This window comes from Hartmannibacter diazotrophicus (assembly GCF_900231165.1).
Taxonomy (GTDB): domain Bacteria; phylum Pseudomonadota; class Alphaproteobacteria; order Rhizobiales; family Pleomorphomonadaceae; genus Hartmannibacter; species Hartmannibacter diazotrophicus.
The window spans coordinates 1,322,572-1,336,181 of the sequence record NZ_LT960614.1; the positions used below are offsets into that span (position 1 = coordinate 1,322,572).

The following is a 13,610-nucleotide window of genomic DNA, read 5'->3' on the forward strand; positions in this document are numbered from 1 at the left end:
GGCGCGCCGCCGTCTATCGCAGCCCCTTTTGAAGCGCCTCGAAGGTCGCTTCGCCGCGCGCCGCGCTCGCCTCCAGAGAACCGTCCGGGCCGAGCCGCCAGATCGCATCGGCCAGTCGCGCCTCGCGGTGGAGGTGGGTCACGAGCACGACCGTGGCGCCACGGGTTACGTGATCGAGGCCGGCGAGCACCATCGCCGCGCTCTCCTCGTCCAGGCCCTCGGTGGGCTCATCGAGCACGAAGACGTCCGGTTTTGCGACGAGCAGGCGGGCGAGCGCCAGCCGCCGGCGCTCGCCGCCGGATAGTCCGCTGCCACCGTCGCCGAGGCGGCTGGCAAGACCGGCTTCAAGGCGTGCCAGCACCGGCGTGAAGCCCGCCGTCTGACAGGCCTCCATGAGGTCGCCATCCGTTGCGTCAGGTCGCCCGAGACGAAGATTGTCGGCGATCGATCCTGAAAAGAGCCGGGTCTCCTGCGACAGGAGCCCGACGCGAAGCCCGTTCGCGGCAAGGCCCGGGCGGACGAGGCCTGCCCCGCCGATCCGCACCGTCCCCTCCGTCGGATGGAGGAGGCCGGAGGCAAGACCCGCCACCGTCGACTTGCCGCAGCCGCTCGGGCCGATGATGGCAACGCGCCGGCCTTCGGGGATGCTGAGGCTGAGGCCGCCGAGCACCGGCGGGCGGTCCCCGGCGTAGGCAAAGCGGACCGCGTCGAAGTCGAGATCGGCCGTCGTGCCGGGGCAAGGCATCTTCGGTACGCCATCGTCCGCGAGACGGTCATCGTCCAGCATCAGCGGCGCGATCCGTCGTCCCGCGACCGCCATGCGGCCGAGATCGAGCGCGGCCGCCCGGATCGGCGCGCCGAGTTCGGCGGCCGTGAAGGCGCCAAGGACGATCAGGCCAAAGAGCGGCCCGTCGATGATCCCCTGCGCGAGAAGAGGCGCGCCGGCAAGGGCCGCCAGAGCGATCGAGACCTGTCCGCCAAGGCCCGCGACAAAGCGGATGCCGGCTTCCTGACGGGCGAGGCGGCGGTCTGTCTCGCTGGCCCGGTCGGCGGCGTCGATCACATGGCTGGTGGCCTGTCCGAGCCGGCCGGCGAGCGCCAGTTCCGTCCGCCCACGGTCGAGGTCGATCAGCCGCACGCGCAGCGCGTCGAGGGCGACGACCCGCCGCCGCGCATCCTTGCGGGCACGAAAGCCGAGAAGCAGCGGCAGCAGAAGGCCGAGGAGGAGCGCTGGCGCCAGGATCGCCAGCATCAGCGTGACCGACAAAAGACCGAGAGCCACCGCCGCCAGAAGGGTGGCGAGGAGCGCTGCCGCCAGCGGCCCGGCGATGCGGATCGTCAGCCCGTCAAGTGCGTCGACGTCGCTCGAAAGACGGTTCAGCATCAGGCCGTGGCGTTGCTTTGCACCGCTCGCCATCAGGCCGCGAAAAATCGAGACGCGAAGCGCGGAGAGCAGCCTCAGCGTCGCGTCGTGGGTCACGAGCCGCTCGCCATAGCGCCCGAAGGGGCGCAGCAGCGCGAAGAGGCGGATGCCGCTGCTCGGCACCAGCGTGTTGAAGGCGATGAGACCCAGCCCGGCAAGTCCGGCCCCGGCGATCAGGTAGCCGGCGCTCGCCATCAGGCCGGCGCCGGCGGCGAGCGTCAGCAGCAGCAGGAGGGCGCCGACGATCAGCCGCTTTGCCTGCTGGCGGAGAGAGAAGCGAAGGATGGCAAGGAGCGCCGTCATGCCGGTGTCTCCTGGCCGAGGACCAGGGCGGCATCATTGTTCTCGACCGGGCGCAGTCCGACAACGCCAGCTTCGATCCGGACGATCCGGTCCATCTGCCGGGCGAGTGCCTCGTCGTGGGTCGCGACCAGAAGCGTGCGGCCGGCGGCAAGCTCCAGCAGCCCGCGGCGCACCCAGTCGGCGGTTTCGGCATCGAGGCTTGCGGTCGGCTCGTCGGCAAGGATCAGCCGCGGCGAGGAGAGGGCGGCCCGCGCCACGGCGATCCGGCGCATTTCGCCGCCGGAAAGGCCGGCTCCCGTTTCTCCAACCGGCGTTGCCAGTCCACGCGGAAGGCGATCCGCGAAGGCACAGGCGGCAAGATCGAGCGCGCGGGCAATCGCCTCGGGGGTAGCGTCGGGTGCGGCGAGCGTGAGATTGGCCTTGAGGCTTGCCGCCAGAACATGGGGGCTCTGCCCGATCCAGGCCGTCTGGCGGCGAAGACGCGCCGCCGTTTCGGGCGACAGCGTCTCGCCGTTGAACGCGATGCTGCCCTCATCGGTCTCGATCAGTCCCGCGAGGGCGGCAAGCAACGTCGATTTGCCGGCACCGCTCGGGCCCATCAGCGCCACATGCTCGCCGGGGCGAAGGTCGAGGCTCACCGGCGCGAGCATCACGCGGCCGGTCTGCGGCGCCACGACCGAGACGGACCGGGCGGTCAGGCCAATGGCCGGACCAACTTCGCGCGCGCGGCCTTCGATGGCTGCATCGGCTGAACCGACGATGCGGGCACCGTCCCTCTCGATGAGGTTCTGGAACCGGTCCATCGCCGCCGTCGCTGCGGCCTTGTCGTGATAGGCGGCGGCAAAGTCCCTCAGCGGCTGGAAGAAGTCCGGCGCGAGCAGGAGAACGAAGAGGCCGGATGTCAGGGTCAATGGGGCAAGCGTTGCGCCGAAGGTGATCCAGCCGAGCAGGCTGAAGCCGACATAGACGGCGACGAGGCCGACGCCGATGGCGCTGAAGAGTTCGAGGACCGCCGACGACAGAAAGGCAAGGCGCAGCACCGACATGGTGCGAAGCCGGATCGACTCGCCCGTTGCGGCAAGGTCGCCTGTCATGCGGTCGCTGGCGCCGAAGAGCCGGATGGTATCGAGCCCGGCCACGCGGTCGAGCAGCGTTCCGGTCATGCTGCCGACTTCCGTCAGTTGCGCTGCGCTGCGCTGCTTTGCCGACGCGCCGATGATGGACATGAAAACGGGGATCAGCGGTCCGGCGACCATCAGCAGCAGCCCGGCAACCCACGAGACGGTGAAGACCGCAACGACGATGACGATGGGCAGCACGCTCATCCTGACCCGGGCCGGCGCATAACGCAGGAGATATGGGTCGAGGCTTTCGATCTCGGAACTGATCAGGTTCGCCAGTTCACCGGACTTGGGGCGCGTCGTGTCCATCGGCGAGAAACGGGCGATGCGTTCGGCCGCCCGCGCCCTCAACCGCTGCTTGGCGGCGGTCGCCGTTTTCGCGGCGGCCAGGTGCGATGCGGCATCGAGCCCGGAACGAAGCACGGCGATCAGCAGGAACGCAGCGACCATCGGAACCAGCGAGGCCGCCGGCTGCATGGCCGTGACGCTGTCGCCGATGACGAACGCAAGCAGGCCGGCCTGCGGCAGCCAGAGAATGCCCGACGCCAGCGTCAGTGCGATGGCTGCGCTCGACGTACCGAGAGTATGAAGCGATGACCCGTCCGGCCTTTTTTTGCGTTCCCCCATGCCGAACACATAGAGCCTTGAGCGGGAATTCCAAAGAGGGCAATTGGCCATGGGGTTCGGGGCCTCGCTCGGGGTGCCGAAGAACGCGGATCTTGAAATTTAGTAATTTCGCATATAAAAAGATACAAGAAGGAAAGGTGCATGCGCATGCGCGATCCGGCGTGGCGCGCAAAGAAAAGAGTTCGAATGAACCCGCGTGACCCATGGCGGAAACGGGTGGGACGATGCGCCTGCCTCAGGGCGCCGCGCGATCATGCCTTTCCGCAAGGACCAATAAGCCCGTCACGACGTGCCGTTTGCTTTCCCCGTGGCGCTTGAGAGACCAACATGCAGAATGATCGGCAGACTGAGCCCCCGGCGATTTTGTGCCCCGTCGTCCCAAGCGATCTCGACCGCCTGCACGACAAGGCCGATGAGGCCTCGCGCCTTCTGGCGGTCCTCGGGCAGTCCAAGCGGCTGATCGTTCTGTGCCGCCTGATCGACGGCGAGATGTCCGTCGGTGCCCTTGCCGAGGCGGTCGGCCTCAGCCAGTCGGCGCTGTCGCAGCACCTTGCCCGCTTGCGCCATCTCGGCATTGTGGCGACCCGGCGCGACGGCCAGACGATCCATTACCGTCTCGTCTCGGAGGACGTGAAGCGGCTGATCGCCGTCCTCCAGGAAATCTACTGTCGTTGAGAAGGACCCATGCCCGTGCATGTCGTTTGCCCCACCTGCAGCACCGTCAACCGCCTGTCCGAGGAACGGCTCCAGTCGGACTGGAAGGCCGCCAAATGCCCGAAATGCGGTGGGCCGCTGTTTCCAGCAAAACCGGTCGACGTCAGTGCACCGGTGCTGAGCCGCCATGTCGAGCGGTCGGATTTGCCCGTCGTCGTCGACTTCTGGGCCGCCTGGTGCGGTCCGTGCAAGATGATGGCGCCGCATTTCGCCGAAGCCGCCGGTCAGCTTGCCTCCAAGGCCCGCTTCCTGAAGGTGAACACGGAAGAGGCGCCCGAACTGTCCGGCTCACTGGGCATCCGCTCGATCCCGACGATGGTTCTCTTCAGGAACGGACGCGAGGTCGCCCGGCAGGCCGGCGCGATGGGGTCGGGTCAGATCGTGCGCTGGGTCATGGACCACGCCGGCTGATCGTGCCGGCAATTCCGCATCGCAAGGCGGGACGTCAGCGACGCTGCCGGCCGAGCCAGCGCGGCGTGCGGTCCTTGTAGGCCGTCCAGTCGGCACCGAAGCGCTCGGCGAGATGCTGTTCCTCGCGCAGGACGGCGAGATGATGGACGGCGAAGGCCATGGCGAAGGCGGCCATGATCATCCACGCGGAATCGAAGATGATGGCAAGGCCCAAGAGCAGGGTCGTGTTGCCGACATAGATCGGATTGCGCGACCAGCGGTAGGGCCCCCGCGTGACAAGCCGGTCGGCCGCCCTGTTGGGAAGAATGTTGGTGCGTGCCCGCCGCAAGGTCAGCATCGCCCAGATATCCAGGGCAAGACCCAGGATAAACAGCAGGAGCCCGAGCAGCCCCGATATCCCGGTTCGCGTCGGCAGCACCGCCTCGATGAACAGGCTGCAGAAAAATGCGCCGGCCAGAAGGACGGGCGGCCAGGGAAACTGGTTCGGACGAACGGCGTAATCGATATGCATGTTACTTCATGAACTTCGTGACGCCGCTCTCAATAGCGAAAATTCCCGCAGCGGCAAAGGTGGCCGTGCGGTCCATTTCGGCCCCCGACGCGATGAGGTCTGATCTGGCCCCGATCAAAGCCCGCAGCGGTCCTGCGCGTTTACCATAGATCATCGGATACGAAAGTGTGAGCGCTTTTGCGCTGGAGCGGCGTCATGGCCGAAGGCGCGCGGAAAGGCCATTCGCCTTCGGCGTTGCCGGGGACGTCGTGAGGCTGTCCTGGCCGGGTATCACTGCTGCTTGCGGCGCAGATCCTCGTCCGACATCATCTCGAACCACATGGCGTTGAGGACGGCGAATGTCGCGGCGAGCGGCAGGCCGAGCAACCAAGAAAAATACCACATCGAAACATCTCCCTTCACGAGGGGCTGATCGCCTGACGGCGACGGTGTCGATGGCGCCCGGGCAAGCCGGGCGCCGGGTTCGTCAGTAGGCGTGGTCCTGATCGCGCACGATCGCTTCCTCGTCGACCTTGCCCCACAGCACCTTGTAGACCCAGGCCGTATAGGCCAGCACGATGGGCATGAAGATCACGGTCACGACCAGCATGTTGAACAGCGTCGCGTGGCTGGACGAGGCATCCCAGACCGTGAGGCTCGCCTTCGGCTCGATGGAGGACGGCAGCAGGAAGGGGAACATCGAGACGCCGACCGTCGAGACGATGCCAAGCACCGAGAGCTTGGAGGAAACGAAGGTCAGGCCCTCGTAGCGCGTGCGGATGCCGAAGAAGACGCCGATGGCCCCGAGGAAGCCGAGCGCCGGCGCCAGCATGAAGACCGGATAGGTCTCGTAGTTGGCGAGCCACGCACCGGACTGGACGGCAACCTCCTTGGCGAGCGGGTTCGAAGGACCATTCGGATCGATGGCCGACGTGATCACGTAGCCGTCGACGAAGGCCCAGAGAGACAATCCGCCAAGCGCGAAGAGGACGATGGTCGCAAGCGCCGCCATCTGACCGTAAATGCGCGCCCGCTGCGCCACCGGCCCGTCGGCCTTGAGCCCGAGCCACGCGCCGCCGTGCATGACCAGCATTGCGACGGAGGTCAGACCCGTCAGCAGGGCATAGGGGTTGAGGAGGCCGAAGAAGCTGCCCTCGTAGGTCATCCTGAGATCGGCATCAAAGCGGAAGGGAACGCCCTGAAGCACGTTGCCGATGGCGACGCCGAAGATGAGGGCGGGAACGAAGCCGCCGATGAAGAGCGCCCAGTCCCAGGTTTCGCGCCAGCGCATGTCCTCGCGCTTGGAGCGGTACTTGAAGGCGACCGGACGCAGGATCAGCGCCGCGAGCACCACGAACATGGCCAGATAGAAGCCGGAGAAGCTGACCGCGTAGAGCGGCGGCCAGGCGGCGAAGATGGCACCGCCGCCGAGAATGAACCAGACCTGGTTGCCTTCCCAGACCGGACCGATGGTGTTGATGGCGACCCGCCGTTCCGTGTCGCTCTTGGCGACGAAGGGCAGGAGGGCGCCGACGCCCATGTCGAAGCCGTCAGTCGCCGCAAAGCCGATCAGCAGGACGCCGAGAAGGACCCACCAGATGACCCTGAGAAGGTCGTAGGGAACGAGTTCGAAAAGGATCATGGCTGGTTACTCCGCGGCGGTCGGATGCGGGACGGCCGCATGGCCGGACGGGCTGAGAATGCCGGCGCCGGCCGGTTCGGGCGTGTCGGATGGGCCGATGCGGATGAATTTCAGCAACAGGCCGACCTCGACCACCGCAAGCGCCGAATAGAGGACGACGAAGAGCAAGAGCGTCAGCGCCACTTCCCAAACGCCCAGCGACGAGACGGCGACGGCGGTCGGCAAGAGGCCCTCGATGGCCCAGGGCTGACGGCCGTGTTCGGCAACGAACCAGCCGAGTTCGGCCGCAAGCCAGGGGAGCGGGATCGCATAGACCGCGACCCAGAGGAGCCAGCGGTGACGGTCGAGCTGCCGCTTGGAGGCAAGCCAGAAGAAGGTGGCCGTCAGCGCGATGAAGAAGAAGCCGAGACCGACCATGACGCGGAAGGACCAGAACAGCGGCAGGACGTTGGGCACGGTGTCCCAGGCGGCCTTCGCGATCATGTCGTCCGTTGCCTGGCGTGGGTCGTCGACATAGCGCTTCAGGAGATAGGCATAGCCGAGCAGGTGATCCTTCTCGGCAAAGTCGGCGCGGAGAGCTGCCTCGTCCGGCGCATTGCCGGCGCGGATCTTCTGGAGCTCGTCATAGGCCGTGATGCCGGTGCGGATGCGGCCTTCGGCATCGGCCACGAGTTCCTTGATGCCCGGAATCTCCTCGGTCAGCGACCGCGTCGCGATCAGGCCCATGACCCAGGGGATGTGGATGGCGTAGCGGTTCTCGCGCGCTTCCTGATCCGGAATGGCGAAGAGCGTGAAATTCGCCGGCGCCGGCTCGGTCTCCCACATGCCCTCCATGGCGGCGAGCTTCATCTTCTGGTGGGCCGTGGCCTCGTAGCCGCTTTCGTCGCCGAGCACGACGACGGACAGCGAGGAGAGCAGGCCGAAGCTTGCGGCGACCGCCATCGACCGCTTGGCGATCTCGGTGTGGCGATGCTTGAGGAGATAGAAGGCGGAGACGCCGAGGACGAAGAGCGAGGCCGTCACATAGCCCGCCGAGACGGTGTGGACGAATTTTGCCTGGGCGACCTCGTTGAAGATGACGTCATAGAAGCTGGTCACCTCCATGCGCATCGTGTCGGGGTTGAAGCGCGAGCCGACCGGGTTCTGCATCCAGCCGTTAGCGATCAGGATCCAGAGCGCCGACATGTTGGAGCCGATCGCGACCAGCCACGTGACCACCAGATGCTGCAGCCGCGACAGCTTCTCCCAGCCGAAGAAGAAGAGGCCGATGAAGGTCGCCTCGAGGAAGAAGGCGACGATGCCCTCGATCGCCAGCGGCGCGCCGAAGACGTCGCCGACATAGTGGCTGTAGTAGCTCCAGTTCATGCCGAACTGGAACTCCATGGTGATACCGGTCGCCACGCCGAGCGCGAAGTTGATGCCGAAGAGCGTGCCCCAGAACTTCACCATGCGCCGCCAGATCTCGCGGCCAGTCATGACGTAGGTCGTTTCCATGATCGCGAGCAGGATCGACAGCCCAAGCGTCAGCGGCACGAAAAGAAAATGGTACATCGCCGTTGCGGCGAACTGCAGCCGCGACAGCGAGACGACGTCTATTTCCATGATCAGGTCTCCCGATTTGGGAAAGGGCATCCACGCATCATTGGGCGCGGATGTCCGTAAGGTCTAGGGCCGGTTTCGCGTTGTCGGTCCGGCATGCCGACCGAAACAGGCTCAAGATATTGATTTTGTGGCATTCCCGTGTGGTCCAGGCAGTTCAGCCTGATCGGGAAATACTCAAGAGGTGGTTCTGCGATTATTCCGGTCGGCAGATTTCCCGGCGGTGGATGGCAAGGCCTGTCCGGGCGAGCAATCCACAGATCACGATAGTGGTAAGAACTGCCAGCGCAAGTCCAGTGTTGCGATGCACAATCGAGTTGGACATTTCGGCATACGTGAAAGTGGCGATGGTGAGGGCCGCCAGAGGGAAGGAATAGGCCCAGAAGGACATGACAAATCCAAGACGCCGGAGCTTTCCGGCCTGCGTCAGCACGATCAGCGCGAAGAGGATCGCGGCGCCGAATAGGATGCGCCCGAAAGGATCGAGGGTGCCGGTCAGGCGTGCCCAGGCGACAAAGCCGACCGAGGGCGGCGCGACGAGAATCATCAGCGTCGGCAGGAGGCGTCCGGGCAGGGGATCGTGGAACACCATCCGGTTGAAGACGAGGGTGAGCAGCACGATCCAGAAGACGAGGCCGACGGAAAAGAAGAACCAGGAGATTTCGGTCATGCCGAACTCGACCCCGGCAATGGGGACGATGATGTTGCCGACGGCCGGAATGAACCAGGCCGGCGTCATCTGCTTCGGCTCGAAGGGGCGCTGGCCGATCCAGGCCGAGACGACCGCGAGCGTCGCGACAATTTGCAGGCCCGCGCCGAATGCCCAGAGCGCAAAGGCCGCCTGCGGGTGAATGGCCCTGAAGGCCGTTCCGATCAGGATGAGGGAGATGCTGACCGCCGGAAAGAAGGAGAGGCGCACCGGATGGTGCCACTCCTCGGTCACGGCATGGGGATAGCGGATGGCCTTGGCCGCATAGAGGATTGCGAGAACCACGAAGACGGCGAGGGCGACAACGGCAACGGCGGGCCCGATGGCCGGGCTTCGCCCGAGAACATGCTCCGCCTTCATGATGGCCAGTGCGAGGCCGGAAAGCCCCATCACCGTCGCGAAGAAGACGATCGGAAAATTCTCCAGCCGGACCGGTGCCACGGTCTCCGGCTGCACGACTTCTGCGGTCATCACTGTCTCCATGGGTTGCCCCGCCGCGCGTTCGCGGCGGGGCTTTTCGTACGCGTTGACTGATCCGACCTGCGCGTCAGGCGTCTTCGTCGAGCTTGATCGACTTCAGCTTGTCGATGCCGAGGGCCTGAAGGGCGAGCTTCTCGTAGAAGGGCTCGGACTTGCCGATCCGCACCTTGCGCAGGAAATATTTCTCGAAGCCGATCTTGGCCGCATGCACCCACTTGCCCGACGACGACCAGTTGACGTTGCGCGGCGGGATCTGCGGCTGGGCCACGAAGGCGACGCCGCCGTCGCCGAAGTCGGCAAGGCAGACCGCGTTCCAGGAGCCCTGGGCGTCCGGTTCCTTGCCGTCCAGGATACGGGCGATGTTGTGGGCCGTGGCCGTCACCATCGATTCGATCATGAAGCCCGTCTTCGGCACGCCGACCGGAACCGGCGTCTTGCCGACCGGCGGAATGGCGACGCACACGCCGACCGAGAAGATGTTCGAGAAGGTCGGATTGCGCTGATGCTTGTCGGCGAGAATGAAACCGCGCGGATTGGTGAGGCCCTCGATGTCGCGGACGGCGGAAACGCCGCGGAAGGCCGGCAGGATCATCGAATAGGCAAAGGGCAGGTCGTGCGTCGCCTTGACGCTGCCGTCCTCGGCCAGCTCGGTGACATGCATCATGTCGCTGTCGACCTTGTCGATCTTGGCGTTGTTGATCCATTTCACGTGATGCTGGCGCATCTCGGCCTCCAGGAGACCCTTGGTATCGCCAACGCCGTCAAGACCGAGGTGCCCGATATAGGGCTCGGCAGTCACGAAGGTCATGGGCACCTGATCGCGGATGCGGGCATCGCGCAGCGCCTTGTCGAGAACGAAGGTGAACTCGTAGGCCGGGCCGTAGCAGGAGGCTCCCTGCGCCGCGCCGACGATGACGGGGCCGGGCTTGCGGACGAGCTGCTGAAAGGCTTCCTTGGCCTTGAGGGCGTGGCCCACCTCGCAGATCGACTGGGTGTGCCCCTCGGGGCCGAGCCCTTCGATCTCGTCGAAGGCGAGTTCCGGTCCGGTCGCGATCACCAGGAAATCATAGGACACCGAACTGCCATCGGTCAGGTCGATGCGGTTTTCCTGCGGGTGCAGGCGCGCGGCCCCTTGAGGATGAAGCTTGATGTCGCGGCGCGCGAAAACGGGGCCGAGTTCGACCTCGATATCCTCCCGCTCGCGCCAGCCGACCGCCACCCACGGATTGGAGGGCACGAAGGAATAGCGATCGCCCTTGTTGACGACCACGATCTCGTGCTCCTTGCCGAGAATGTCGCGTAATTCGTAGGCCATGATGACGCCGCCCAGACCGGCGCCGAGAACTGCGATTTTTGCCATAGGGTCATCCTCCCGGAATGTTTCTATGATGCTCGCCGCAGGCGGGCCGCCTCCGTTTTCGCGGTCCTTTCAAATGCTTGCGGTCGGGCAACCATCCTTCCTGTCGTACTACGATAGCGTGCAAGGCTGCGGCCGGAGAGTTCGTAGGAAGGCCGACAATCTTGCGTACATCGAGATTATTGTATATTCGTAATTTCGAAAACACAAATAGATTTGGAGGGCGCAATGTTCGGTTTCGGCTCGCGGGGACAGACGAAGACGCTGTCGCCGCCTGACGTCTTCAAGTCCGTCAAGTCGGGCGAGATCTGGCTGATCGATGTCAGGGAAGCATCGGAATGGAAATCAGGCCGGATTCCCGGGGCGTTGCACCGGCCGCTGTCGCGATTTGCGGACTGGGCAGACAACCTGCCCAAAGACAGGCCCATCGTGCTCTATTGCCTCTCCGGCGCACGCTCCGCCAAGGCGCTGTCTCTCTGCCGGAAAAGGGGGCTCGGCCACGACACGCACATGGCGGGCGGCATCAACGCCTGGCTTGCTCACGGCTTGCCGCTGGAGCGCTGAGTCTCACGGCAAGCGAGAGGGGGCTCCTCACTTGGCGAGGCATTTCTCCGGATTTTCGAGACAGGCGAGAAATTGCCGGACGGCTCCCGTCCGGTAGCGCTCGCGGTGGCTGAGCGCCGAGAACGTCCGCCGGCCGAGGTCGGGCGCCAGTGCGATGACGCTGCCGGCGGCAATCGCTGGATCGGCGGCAAGATGCGAGGCCACGGTGGCGCAGCGGCCGGCCGCGACCGCCGCAAGGACCGCTTCGTTGGACGGCAGTTCGAGCGTCACCTCCAGGTCGGCAAGAGCGAGCCCCTTTTCCGCGAGGATGGCCTGGAAGGCGGCGCGCGTACCGGAGCCGCGTTCGCGCAGGATCCATGCTGTCCTGCCGAACTCGGCCGCCTTGATCGGCGTCGATCTTTCCGCCCAGTCATGAGCCTTGCCGACGACAAGCACGAGGTCGTCGTGACCGACGGCCGTGATGTCGAGATCCGGCTGGGCCACCAGTCCCTCCACGACGCCGACATCGGCGGCGCCTTCCGTGACGGCCCGCGCGACATCGGCGGTGTTGCCGACGGAAAGGCTGATCGCGACGCGCGGAAACTGCTCGTGGAAGCGGACGAGGCGAGGCGGGAGCCAGTAGCTGGCGACCGTCTGGCTCGCATGGATGCGCAGATGCCCCATCACCTGACCGCCGAGGTCTTCCAGCACGAGGGTCGCGGCCTCGGCGCGGGCAAGCGTTGCCCGTGCCTCCGGGACGAAGAGCCGGCCGGCCTCCGTCAGCGCGATGCGCCGCCCGATCCGGTCGAACAGCTTCACGCCGTGGCGCTCCTCCAGCGCCGCGATCGACGCACTGACCGCCGACTGCGTCAGGTGCAACGCCTCAGCGGCGCGGGTGACATGCAGCCGCTCGGCGACGACGAGGAAAATACGAAGCTGCTCCAGTGTCATGACCCGCAAAAACTCCCCGCGGCGGTCTATCCGCAGTTAACAAGTAAAATCGATTGTTTTGAAAAGAACAAGTCGTTGGATCGATTATTCAGGCATCTCTAGAGTACCGCCAACATGGTCACGGATCAGGAGGCGGTTATGGCGTCGGATATCGGCAGCGCAGCGGAGATGAGTGCCGCAGAGAAGGACATCCCGCAAGGAGCAGGCCTGTCACCCTTGCTGGGGTTGGTACCGGGTCTCGTCCTCACCTGCGCGATCGCCGCCATTGCCCTCGGGCTTCACAACGAACTCGGCATCGCGACGTTGAGCCCGCTTCTGCTGTCCATCGTGATCGGCATCGGGGTCGGCAATCTCATGCCCCTGCCGGCGGTGGTGCGGCCCGGCATCTCGTTTTCGCTGAAGCGCGTTCTGCGGCTCGCGGTCATCCTGCTCGGCCTTCAGCTGACCTTCTCCGAAATCGGCGCGATCGGCCTGCGCGGTATCCTCATCGTCACCGTGACGCTGGGCGCGACCTTCATGGCCACCAAGGCAATGGGGCAACTCCTCGGTGTCGAGCGCCGGCTTTCCGAACTGATCGCGGCAGGCACCTCGGTCTGCGGCGCGTCGGCGGTGCTCGCCACCAATCTCGTGACCGGAGGCAGGGATGAGGACGTCGCCTATGCGGTCGCCTGCGTCACGGTCTTCGGCACGCTCGCCATGCTGCTCGATCCTGTGATTGCCCATGCCATCGGCCTCGGCGCCGTCGACTATGGCCTCTGGACCGGCGGAACCATTCATGAGGTGGCGCAGGTCGTCGCGGCGGCTTTCCAGGACGGCACGGAGGCCGGACATGTCGCGACGGTCGCCAAGCTTGGCCGCGTCATCCTGCTTGCCCCGCTGGTGCTCTGGATCGGCTTCATCCGTTTTCGCGACACGACCGGCCCGGTCGGCCAGCGCCCGCCGCTGCCCTGGTTCGTCTTCGGCTTTCTCGCGATGGTGGGATTCAACAGCCTCGTTTCGCTGCCGGCCGAGGCGCATCAGGTGATGGTCACGGTCACGACCTTCCTGCTCGGAGCGGCGCTGGCGGCGATGGGACTGGAGACGAACATCGTCAAGCTCAAGGCTGAGGGCTTGCGCCCACTGCTGCTCGGGGCACTCGCCTGGGTCTTCATTTCAGTCTTTGGTCTGGCACTCGTGATGGCGACGGCGGGCTGACCGATACGGATTTGCGGGAGAGGGGACCGATCCCTTCATCGGGAAT

At 65.5% G+C, this 13,610-nt stretch carries 13 protein-coding genes; 4 read left to right on the top strand and 9 right to left on the bottom strand.

Annotation, left to right across the window (positions count from 1 at the left end):
• Positions 1-13: 13 nt before the first annotated feature.
• Positions 14-1,726, bottom strand: coding sequence for a thiol reductant ABC exporter subunit CydC (gene cydC / locus HDIA_RS06155; protein ID WP_099555330.1), 1,713 nt, complete (start codon positions 1,724-1,726; stop codon positions 14-16).
• Entirely contained in the window at positions 1,723-3,474 is a 1,752-nt protein-coding gene (gene cydD, locus HDIA_RS06160) for a thiol reductant ABC exporter subunit CydD (RefSeq protein WP_157775370.1), read from the bottom strand. Before cydD ends, cydC begins: the two co-directional genes overlap by 4 nt.
• 327 nt (positions 3,475-3,801) lie before the next feature.
• On the opposite strand from cydD, the gene HDIA_RS06165 reads away from it, so the two are divergent.
• On the top strand, positions 3,802-4,149 hold the full coding sequence (locus tag HDIA_RS06165) for an ArsR/SmtB family transcription factor (RefSeq protein ID WP_099555333.1): 348 nt from the start codon (positions 3,802-3,804) through the stop codon (positions 4,147-4,149).
• 9 nt (positions 4,150-4,158) lie between these two features.
• Entirely contained in the window at positions 4,159-4,599 is a 441-nt protein-coding gene (gene trxC, locus HDIA_RS06170) for a thioredoxin TrxC (RefSeq protein WP_099555335.1), read from the top strand.
• A 34-nt stretch (positions 4,600-4,633) separates the two neighbouring features.
• On the opposite strand, the gene HDIA_RS06175 is transcribed toward trxC, so the two are convergent.
• The 6 genes from HDIA_RS06175 to HDIA_RS06200 all read right to left on the bottom strand — a co-directional run bounded on the left by HDIA_RS06175 (position 4,634) and on the right by HDIA_RS06200 (position 10,879).
• Entirely contained in the window at positions 4,634-5,110 is a 477-nt protein-coding gene (locus HDIA_RS06175; RefSeq protein ID WP_099555337.1) for a methyltransferase family protein, read from the bottom strand.
• 270 nt (positions 5,111-5,380) lie between these two features.
• Entirely contained in the window at positions 5,381-5,494 is a 114-nt protein-coding gene (cydX, locus tag HDIA_RS06180; protein ID WP_099555339.1) for a cytochrome bd-I oxidase subunit CydX, read from the bottom strand.
• Between the two features lie 82 nt (positions 5,495-5,576).
• Complete coding sequence (cydB, locus tag HDIA_RS06185; RefSeq protein ID WP_099555341.1) at positions 5,577-6,731, bottom strand: cytochrome d ubiquinol oxidase subunit II; 1,155 nt, start codon at positions 6,729-6,731, stop codon at positions 5,577-5,579.
• A 6-nt stretch (positions 6,732-6,737) separates the two neighbouring features.
• Positions 6,738-8,333: a cytochrome ubiquinol oxidase subunit I gene (locus HDIA_RS06190; RefSeq protein WP_099555343.1), complete on the bottom strand. Its 1,596-nt coding sequence runs from the start codon at positions 8,331-8,333 to the stop codon at positions 6,738-6,740.
• 193 nt (positions 8,334-8,526) lie between these two features.
• Complete coding sequence (locus HDIA_RS06195; protein WP_099558740.1) at positions 8,527-9,510, bottom strand: SLAC1 anion channel family protein; 984 nt, start codon at positions 9,508-9,510, stop codon at positions 8,527-8,529.
• 76 nt (positions 9,511-9,586) lie between these two features.
• Positions 9,587-10,879: an NAD(P)/FAD-dependent oxidoreductase gene (locus HDIA_RS06200; RefSeq protein ID WP_099555345.1), complete on the bottom strand. Its 1,293-nt coding sequence runs from the start codon at positions 10,877-10,879 to the stop codon at positions 9,587-9,589.
• Positions 10,880-11,104: 225 nt separating this feature from the next.
• On the opposite strand from HDIA_RS06200, the gene HDIA_RS06205 reads away from it, so the two are divergent.
• Complete coding sequence (locus HDIA_RS06205) at positions 11,105-11,440, top strand: rhodanese-like domain-containing protein (protein WP_099555346.1); 336 nt, start codon at positions 11,105-11,107, stop codon at positions 11,438-11,440.
• Between the two features lie 27 nt (positions 11,441-11,467).
• Here HDIA_RS06205 and HDIA_RS06210 read toward each other — a convergent pair whose 3' ends face one another.
• Positions 11,468-12,370, bottom strand: coding sequence for a LysR family transcriptional regulator (locus tag HDIA_RS06210; protein WP_099555349.1), 903 nt, complete (start codon positions 12,368-12,370; stop codon positions 11,468-11,470).
• Between the two features lie 168 nt (positions 12,371-12,538).
• Between HDIA_RS06210 and HDIA_RS06215 the strand changes: the two genes are divergently transcribed.
• Positions 12,539-13,564 (top strand): YeiH family protein, encoded by a 1,026-nt coding sequence (locus HDIA_RS06215; RefSeq protein ID WP_099558741.1) that lies wholly within the window; start codon positions 12,539-12,541, stop codon positions 13,562-13,564.
• Positions 13,565-13,610: the final 46 nt, after the last annotated feature.

Excerpts from the sequence above, each read along its gene's own strand:
- HDIA_RS06200 (WP_099555345.1), bottom strand. The coding sequence starts at position 10,879 with ATGGCAAAAATCGCAGTTCTCGGCGCCGGTCTGGGCGGCGTCATCATG.
- cydC (WP_099555330.1), bottom strand. The coding sequence starts at position 1,726 with ATGACGGCGCTCCTTGCCATCCTTCGCTTCTCTCTCCGCCAGCAGGCA.
- trxC (WP_099555335.1), top strand. The coding sequence starts at position 4,159 with ATGCCCGTGCATGTCGTTTGCCCCACCTGCAGCACCGTCAACCGCCTG.
- cydX (WP_099555339.1), bottom strand. The coding sequence starts at position 5,494 with ATGTGGTATTTTTCTTGGTTGCTCGGCCTGCCGCTCGCCGCGACATTC.
- HDIA_RS06205 (WP_099555346.1), top strand. The coding sequence starts at position 11,105 with ATGTTCGGTTTCGGCTCGCGGGGACAGACGAAGACGCTGTCGCCGCCT.
- HDIA_RS06215 (WP_099558741.1), top strand. The coding sequence starts at position 12,539 with ATGAGTGCCGCAGAGAAGGACATCCCGCAAGGAGCAGGCCTGTCACCC.
- HDIA_RS06195 (WP_099558740.1), bottom strand. The coding sequence starts at position 9,510 with ATGACCGCAGAAGTCGTGCAGCCGGAGACCGTGGCACCGGTCCGGCTG.
- HDIA_RS06175 (WP_099555337.1), bottom strand. The coding sequence starts at position 5,110 with ATGCATATCGATTACGCCGTTCGTCCGAACCAGTTTCCCTGGCCGCCC.
- HDIA_RS06165 (WP_099555333.1), top strand. The coding sequence starts at position 3,802 with ATGCAGAATGATCGGCAGACTGAGCCCCCGGCGATTTTGTGCCCCGTC.
- cydD (WP_157775370.1), bottom strand. The coding sequence starts at position 3,474 with ATGGGGGAACGCAAAAAAAGGCCGGACGGGTCATCGCTTCATACTCTC.
- HDIA_RS06190 (WP_099555343.1), bottom strand. The coding sequence starts at position 8,333 with ATGGAAATAGACGTCGTCTCGCTGTCGCGGCTGCAGTTCGCCGCAACG.
- HDIA_RS06210 (WP_099555349.1), bottom strand. The coding sequence starts at position 12,370 with ATGACACTGGAGCAGCTTCGTATTTTCCTCGTCGTCGCCGAGCGGCTG.
- cydB (WP_099555341.1), bottom strand. The coding sequence starts at position 6,731 with ATGATCCTTTTCGAACTCGTTCCCTACGACCTTCTCAGGGTCATCTGG.